Consider the following 201-nt stretch of genomic DNA (forward strand, 5'->3'; position numbering starts at 1 on the left):
CCTCACGGCCACCGAGTGGCTTGCTGGACGAATGGCTCAGCAACCGCGCCCTGCCCGCTGGCCCACCAAACGGGCTACCCGCTGCTGCTGGTGCCCCAGCGACCTCACGGCCACCGAGTGGCTTGCTGGACGAATGGCTCAGCAACCGCGCCCTGCCCGCTGGCCCACCAAACGGGCTACCCGCTGCTGCTGGTGCCCCAG

1 protein-coding gene is annotated in these 201 nt (G+C 70.6%); it reads left to right on the forward strand.

Annotation, left to right across the window (positions count from 1 at the left end):
• Window positions 1–15: 15 nt before the first annotated feature.
• Window positions 16–201, forward strand: a 186-nt coding sequence (locus BEN48_RS19350) for a hypothetical protein (RefSeq protein ID WP_206599815.1), incomplete at its 3' end; no start/stop codon positions are given.

It is taken from the genome of Hymenobacter glacialis (genome assembly GCF_001816165.1).
GTDB classification, from domain to species: Bacteria; Bacteroidota; Bacteroidia; order Cytophagales; family Hymenobacteraceae; genus Hymenobacter; species Hymenobacter glacialis.